At 72.5% G+C, this 6637-nt stretch carries 6 protein-coding genes; 1 reads left to right on the forward strand and 5 read right to left on the reverse strand.

Annotation, left to right across the window (positions count from 1 at the left end):
* Positions 1-69: 69 nt before the first annotated feature.
* Together ACFTZL_RS38630 and ACFTZL_RS38635 are read right to left on the reverse strand one after the other, a co-directional pair.
* Positions 70-267: a hypothetical protein gene (locus tag ACFTZL_RS38630; RefSeq protein WP_382593255.1), complete on the reverse strand. Its 198-nt coding sequence runs from the start codon at positions 265-267 to the stop codon at positions 70-72.
* Between the two features lie 235 nt (positions 268-502).
* Positions 503-742: a hypothetical protein gene (locus tag ACFTZL_RS38635; RefSeq protein WP_184981801.1), complete on the reverse strand. Its 240-nt coding sequence runs from the start codon at positions 740-742 to the stop codon at positions 503-505.
* A 195-nt stretch (positions 743-937) separates the two neighbouring features.
* Between ACFTZL_RS38635 and ACFTZL_RS38640 the strand changes: the two genes are divergently transcribed.
* Complete coding sequence (locus ACFTZL_RS38640) at positions 938-2410, forward strand: protein kinase (RefSeq protein WP_382593258.1); 1473 nt, start codon at positions 938-940, stop codon at positions 2408-2410.
* Positions 2411-2452: 42 nt separating this feature from the next.
* Here ACFTZL_RS38640 and ACFTZL_RS38645 read toward each other — a convergent pair whose 3' ends face one another.
* From ACFTZL_RS38645 to cobT, 3 genes are all read right to left on the reverse strand, one after another.
* Complete coding sequence (locus ACFTZL_RS38645; RefSeq protein WP_359896741.1) at positions 2453-3271, reverse strand: RNA methyltransferase; 819 nt, start codon at positions 3269-3271, stop codon at positions 2453-2455.
* 64 nt (positions 3272-3335) lie between these two features.
* Positions 3336-4577, reverse strand: coding sequence for a uroporphyrinogen-III C-methyltransferase (gene cobA / locus ACFTZL_RS38650; protein WP_382593262.1), 1242 nt, complete (start codon positions 4575-4577; stop codon positions 3336-3338).
* Between the two features lie 117 nt (positions 4578-4694).
* Positions 4695-6637, reverse strand: a 1943-nt coding sequence (gene cobT / locus ACFTZL_RS38655; protein ID WP_382593264.1) for a nicotinate-nucleotide--dimethylbenzimidazole phosphoribosyltransferase, incomplete at its 5' end; no start/stop codon positions are given.

Here is a 6637-nt window from a genome sequence, read left to right on the forward strand (position 1 = left end):
CCCGTCCCCACGGGGTTTCATGGGTGGATGTCCCCGCCCGGACCGCTCTTCCGGGCCTGGGGTCGCCGCTCAGCGCCCCAGCATCTCTCCCACGGACGACGCCTGTGTGGCCACTGTCTCCCACCCGTCGAAGACGAGGAGGAGCAGGACCGCCAGGGGAAGGGCCATCACCGTCGCCACCAAGGGGTGGCGGCGGCCCGTGCGGCGGGGCCGGAGCGTGAATCGCTCCCGCGTGCGGACCAGCGTCCGCGGTGCCGTGTGGGCCATGGTCCCTCTCCTGACCGTTCTCAGTTGTCGTTTGGCAGCGGCGGGCGTCTGACCTCGGGGGACGAGTGCTACACCCGCCGCTTGACCTCAAATCTAGGTGTCGGGGCCTCCCCGGGCGTCATGCCCTCGTACCGATTGCCGGGCCTCCCGGAGGATGAGCCGCCACCTGCGATGTACTCCCCTGGGTGGAGACGGAGAGCAGGGTCTCAGGGTCTTCCCCGAAGGGATGCCTGGCTCACCCCGCTTTGTCCGAGCTTTCCTCTCGCGGAATCGGCTGTTCCACCAGCGCCAGCACCCGGTTCGCCATGAAGCGGGCCGTACGCACGACTGTCCCGCTTCGCGTGACTTCGCTCACTTCCACGACACCTCGGCGCACCGCCGTCTCCACCCTGCGGCCCGCCCTGCTCGCTACCACCTCGTACGTGCGCGTCGTGTCACCGGCGTCCACGACTATCTCCACACGGTCACCCTTCACGGGTCCAATCCCCCTTCCGTGGCAGGTGGTTGAGGCTGACCCCCGCGCGAACACGGCCTGTCCGCACGCCCCCTGACCACACTTCAAGTCTCCCACCCACCACTGACAATCCATCGGTCCGAGAGGGCGCGGCCTCTGCGCGTGGGCGGCCGTGGAAACGTAAGCTGTGGCTCGTCACAGGACCGGGCAGCGGGGATGAACATGGCGATGATGCGCCTGAGGCGCGAGGACCCGCGCGTCGTCGGCTCGTTCAGGCTTCACAGACGGCTCGGCGCGGGCGGGATGGGCGTGGTCTACCTGGGCTCCGACAAGAAGGGGCAACGGGTCGCGCTCAAGGTCATCCGCCCTGACCTGGCGGAGGATCAGGAGTTCCGCTCACGCTTCGCACGTGAGGTCTCGGCGGCTCGGCGGATCCGCGGCGGCTGCACGGCCCGGCTCGTGGCCGCGGACCTCGAAGCGGACCGGCCCTGGTTCGCCACGCAGTACGTACCCGGACCCTCCCTGCACGACAAGATCGCCGCCGAGGGACCGCTCTGCGCCGCCGATGTCGCGGCCGTCGGGGCGGCCCTCTCGGAGGGCCTGGTCGCCGTGCACGAGGCCGGTGTCGTGCACCGGGACCTGAAGCCGTCCAACATCCTGCTGTCCCCGAAGGGGCCGCGGATCATCGACTTCGGCATCGCCTGGGCCACGGGTGCCTCGACGCTCACCCACGTCGGCACCGCGGTCGGCTCGCCGGGCTTCCTCGCACCGGAGCAGGTGCGCGGGGCGACCGTCACCCCGGCCACGGACGTCTTCTCGCTCGGGGCCACGCTCGCGTACTCCTCGATGGGCGACTCACCGTTCGGGCACGGCAGTTCCGAGGTGATGCTGTACCGCGTCGTGCACGAGGAGGCGCAGCTTCACGGCGTGCCCGACGCGCTGGCTCCGCTCGTCCGGGCCTGCCTGGCGAAGGACCCCGAGGAGCGGCCCAGCACGCTCCAACTGTCGCTGCGGCTCAAGGAGATCGCGGCCCGGGAGGCACAGGACCTCGCCGGGGTACGGCCGCCCGCGCCGCGCGGCGCCGAGACCGAGCGGCCCGTCGACACCTACCCCGAGCGGACCCGGCGTCCGCAGGGACAGCAAGGTTCGGGCCCGGCCGGCGCGCAGCGGGGCCGGGGCACTCCCCCACCGCGGGGTTCCTCCCCGTCCCGGGACGGGGTTCCGTCCGCGGACGGTACGGCTTCCCACGGCGGAGCCGGTGCCCGGGGCGGAGCGCGGCCTGCGGGAAGCGGGAACGGAAACCGGCAGGCGGGTGGCGCGAACCGGGGCAGGACTCCGGCGCGCGGCCGCGGCGCGTCGGCGCGGTCCGGGGGGCGGCCGACGCCCACCGGGCGCAACGGGACCCGGTCGGGCAGCGGCAGTCGCCCCGCCCCGCACAGCGGTACCGGGCGTCCGTCCAGGACGGGGACCGGGCTGCGGCCCGCCAATCCACGGTTGCTGCGGCAGCGGCTGTTCGTGTTCGTCGTGGTCACGCTGCTGGTGGCGATCGGCATCGCCCTGGTGCAGGGCTGTCAGGGCCCGGCGCGGGGACTCGGCGGCGACGGAGGCGGCGTACGGGAGCAGCAGGTCCATCGGTCGCAGCCGCTGGACGACGTTCCCACCCGGCCGGACGGTAGGACTCGTAGCTGACGGGCCTCGGCGGCCTCGCCCGGCCCGGTCTTGCCGCTGTCCCTAGACCTGGGGACGGCCGGTGGCCACGGCGTAGAAGGCCACGGCCGCTGCCGCGCCCACGTTGAGGGAGTCGACGCCGTGGGACATGGGGATGCGGACCCACTCGTCGGCGGCGACCAGGGCCTGGGTGGACAGGCCATCGCCCTCGGCGCCGAGCATCAGGGCCACGCGGTCCATGGTGTGCGGGGCGGCCTCGTCGAGGGGCCGGGCCTTCTCGTCGGGGGTGAGGGCGAGAAGCGTGAAGCCGGCCTCGCGGACCGACTCCAGGCCTTTGGGCCAGGTGTCCAGCCGGGCGTACGGGACGGAGAAGACCGCGCCCATGGAGACCTTCACGCTGCGGCGGTAGAGGGGGTCGGCGCAGTCCGGGGAGAGCAGGACCGCGTCCATGCCGAGGGCGGCGGCCGAGCGGAAGATCGCGCCGATGTTGGTGTGGTCGTTGACCGACTCCATGATCACGACGCGGCGGGTGGTCCTCAGGAGGTCGGCCGCCGTGGGCAGGGGCTTGCGCTGCATGGAGGCGAGCGCGCCCCGGTGCACGTGGTAGCCGGTGACCTGCTCGGCGAGCTCCGGGCTGACCGCGTAGACCGGGGCCGGGAGCTCGTCGATGACGTCGCGCATGACGTCGACCCACTTGGCCGAGAGCAGCATGGACCGCATCTCGTAGCCCGCTTCCTTGGCCCTTCTGATGACCTTCTCGCCCTCGGCGATGAAGAGGCCCTCGGCGGGTTCGCGCTTGCGGCGCAGTTCCACGTCGGTCAGGCCGGTGTAGTCGGAGAGGCGCGGGTCGTCGGGATCCTCGACGGTGATGAGATCGGCCACAGGGTGATACTGCCTTGTCCTGGGTGCGGTGCCAACGGCTCGGTACGGTTTGTGTTACCCGGGGTTACTCGCGGGGCGCGGAGGCCGTGGGTCCGACCTTCACGACCTCGCCGATGACGATGACCGCCGGGGGCTTCACGTCCTCGGTACGGACCGTCTCCCCGACCGTCGCGAGGGTCGCGTCGACCCGGCGCTGAGCGGCCGTCGTGCCTTCCTGGACGAGGGCGACGGGGGTGTCGGCCGGCTTTCCGTGCGCGACGAGTGTCTCGGCGATCTTTCCGATCTTGTCGACGCCCATCAGGATCACCAGCGTGCCGGTCAGCCTGGCCAGGGACGGCCAGTCGACCAGGGAACGCTCGTCGTCGGGCGCGACATGGCCGCTGACCACGGTGAACTCATGGGCGACGCCGCGGTGGGTGACCGGGATACCGGCCGCGCTCGGGACCGAGATCGAGCTGGAGATCCCGGGGACGACCGTGCACGGGATGCCGACCTCGGCGAGGGCCTGGAGCTCCTCCATGCCGCGGCCGAAGACGTAGGGGTCGCCGCCCTTCAGGCGGACGACCGACTTGCCCTGCTTCGCGTGCTCGATCAGCGCGCTGTTGATGGCCTCCTGGGCCATGAAGCGACCGTAGGGGATCTTCGCCGCGTCGATCACCTCGACATGGGGCGGGAGTTCGGCGAGGAGGTCGCGCGGGCCGAGGCGGTCCGCGATGACGACGTCCGCCTCGGCGAGCAGGCGGCGGCCGCGGACCGTGATCAGGTCCGGGTCGCCGGGGCCGCCGCCGACCAGGGCGACTCCGGGCGTACGGGTGCGGTGGTGCGGGGCGACGAGCGTGCCGTCGCGCAGGCCCTCCACGACCGCGTCGCGGATGGCGGCGGTGTGGCGGGGGTCGCGCCCCTTGGCGTCCGTGGTGAGGACGGCGACCGTGACGCCCTCGCTGTGGCCGGTGGCCGGGGTCCAGGCCGTCGCCTCGTCGGCGTCGTCGGAGCGGACGCACCAGACGCGGCGGCGCTCCGCTTCGGCGGAGGCCCGGGTGTTCGCCTCCGTGTCACCGGTGGCGATGAGGGCGTACCAGGCGTTCTCGAGGTCGCCTTCCTCATAGCGGCGCCTATGCCAGGTGATCTCGCCGGCGTCCGCCATGGCTTCGACGGAGGCGGTGGCCCGGGGGGACACGAGGAAGATGTCCGCACCTGCTGCGATCAGTGCCGGAAGGCGGCGCTGGGCGACCTGGCCGCCGCCGAGAACGACCACGCGGCGGCCGGTGAGGCGGAGGCCTACGGGGTAGGCGGGGTGTTCGGCCATGGGGGTGCGGCTCCTGTTGACGGCGGTGCGATAGCCCTGACGTGCGAATTTTAATGGGCAGGAGTCAGGACGGCTCCGGTGGTCCAGTGGCTGAGCACCATGGCCGGCCCTCAGCACCTACTTCTCAGTGACTCCCGCCGAATCGAACGTCGCCACCTCGTGCATCGCCCGGGCCGTGCTCTGCACCAGCGGCAGGGCCAGGAGGGCGCCCGTGCCCTCGCCCAGGCGGAGGTCGAGGTCGACCAAGGGGCGCAGGCCCAGCTTGTTGAGGGCCGCGACATGGCCCGGCTCGGCGCTGCGGTGACCGGCGATGCAGGCGGCCAGGACCTCGGGGGCGATGGCGCGGGCCACCAGGGCGGCGGCGCCGGCGCTGACGCCGTCCAGGATCACCGGCGTACGCAGGGAGGCGCCGCCGAGGAGGAGGCCGACGATGGCGGCGTGTTCGAAGCCGCCGATCGCGGCGAGCACACCGATCGGGTCGGCCGGATCCGGCTGGTGGAGCTCCAGCGCCCGGCGGACGACCTCCGTCTTGCGGGCGAGGGTCTCGTCGTTGATGCCGGTGCCCCGGCCCGTGACCTCGGCCGGTTCCGCACCCGTGAAGACGGAGATCAGGGCGGCGGACGCGGTCGTGTTCGCGATGCCCATCTCGCCGGTGAGCAGGGCCTTGTTGCCGGCGGCGACCAGGTCGCGGGCGGTCTCGATGCCGACCTCGATGGCCTGCTTGGCCTCCTCGCGGGTCATCGCGGGCCCGGTGGTCAGGTCGGACGTACCGGCCCGGACCTTGCGGGGCAGCAGTCCCGGGGTGGCCGGGAGGTCGGCGGCGACGCCCACGTCGACGATGCAGACCTCGGCGCCCACCTGGGTGGCGAAGGCGTTGCAGACGGCGCCGCCGCCGAGGAAGTTGGCCACCATCTGGGCCGTGACCTCCTGCGGCCAGGGGGTGACCCCCTGCGCGTGCACACCGTGGTCGCCGGCGAAGATCGCGACGGCCGCGGGCTCCGGGATGGGCGGCGGGCACTGGCGGGACAGGCCGGAGAGCTGCGCGGAGATGATCTCCAGCATGCCCAGCGCACCGGCCGGCTTGGTCATGCGCTTCTGGCGCTCCCACGCCTCGCCGAGCGCCTTGGCGTCCAGCGGGCGGATCTGCGCGACGGTCTCGGCGAGCAGGTCGTGCGGTTCCTCTCCGGGAAGTGCGCGGCGGCCGTACGTCTCCTCGTGCACGACCCAGGACAGCGGGCGGCGCTTGGACCAGCCCGCCTGCAACAGCTCGGGCTCGTCCGGGAACTCGTCGACGTAACCGACGCACAGATAGGCGATGATTTCGAGGTGCTCGGGCAGGCCGAGGGCGCGGACCATCTCGCGCTCGTCGAAGAAGCTGACCCAGCCGACGCCGAGGCCTTCGGCGCGGGCGGCGAGCCAGAGGTTCTCCACGGCCAGGGCCGCCGAGTACGGCGCCATCTGGGGCTGGGTGTGACGGCCGAGGGTGTGGCGGCCGCCGCGGGTCGGGTCGGCGGTGACGACGATGTTCACCGGGGTGTCGAGGATGGCCTCGATCTTCAGTTCCTTGAACTGCTTGGCCCGGCCCTTGGGGAGGGACTTCGCGTAGGCGTCGCGCTGACGCATCGCCAGTTCGTGCATCGCGCGCCGGGTGTCGGCGGAGCGGATGACGACGAAGTCCCAGGGCTGCGAGTGGCCGACGGAGGGCGCGTGGTGGGCGGCCTCCAGGACACGGAGCAGCACCTCGTGCGGGATCGGGTCGCTGCGGAAGCCGTTGCGGATGTCGCGGCGTTCGCGCATGACCTTCAGTACGGCCTCGCGCTCGGCGGCGTCGTACGCGGGGGCGGCGGGACCGGTGGACTGTCGTGCCTCTGCCACTGGCGCCGTGCTCTCTTCGTCGTGACGTGCCTGGTCGGCCATGTCTTCCTGGTCGGCGGCCCGGGTGTCCAGGTCGTCGGCGTTCTGAACGAGTTCGGCGTCGCCGTCGCGGGGTGCGGGGACGGTGGCGACGGGGGCCGGCGGCTCCGGCGCCTCGGGCTGTACCGGCTCGGGCTGTGCGGGCT

It is taken from the genome of Streptomyces sp. NPDC056948, from assembly GCF_042674225.1.
Lineage (GTDB): Bacteria > Actinomycetota > Actinomycetes > Streptomycetales > Streptomycetaceae > Streptomyces > Streptomyces purpurascens.

What these genes read in the sequence shown, in the direction of transcription:
- ACFTZL_RS38630 (WP_382593255.1), bottom strand. Translation starts at nt 267, where the DNA reads ATGGCCCACACGGCACCGCGGACGCTGGTCCGCACGCGGGAGCGATTC.
- ACFTZL_RS38640 (WP_382593258.1), top strand. Translation starts at nt 938, where the DNA reads ATGAACATGGCGATGATGCGCCTGAGGCGCGAGGACCCGCGCGTCGTC.
- cobA (WP_382593262.1), bottom strand. Translation starts at nt 4,577, where the DNA reads ATGGCCGAACACCCCGCCTACCCCGTAGGCCTCCGCCTCACCGGCCGC.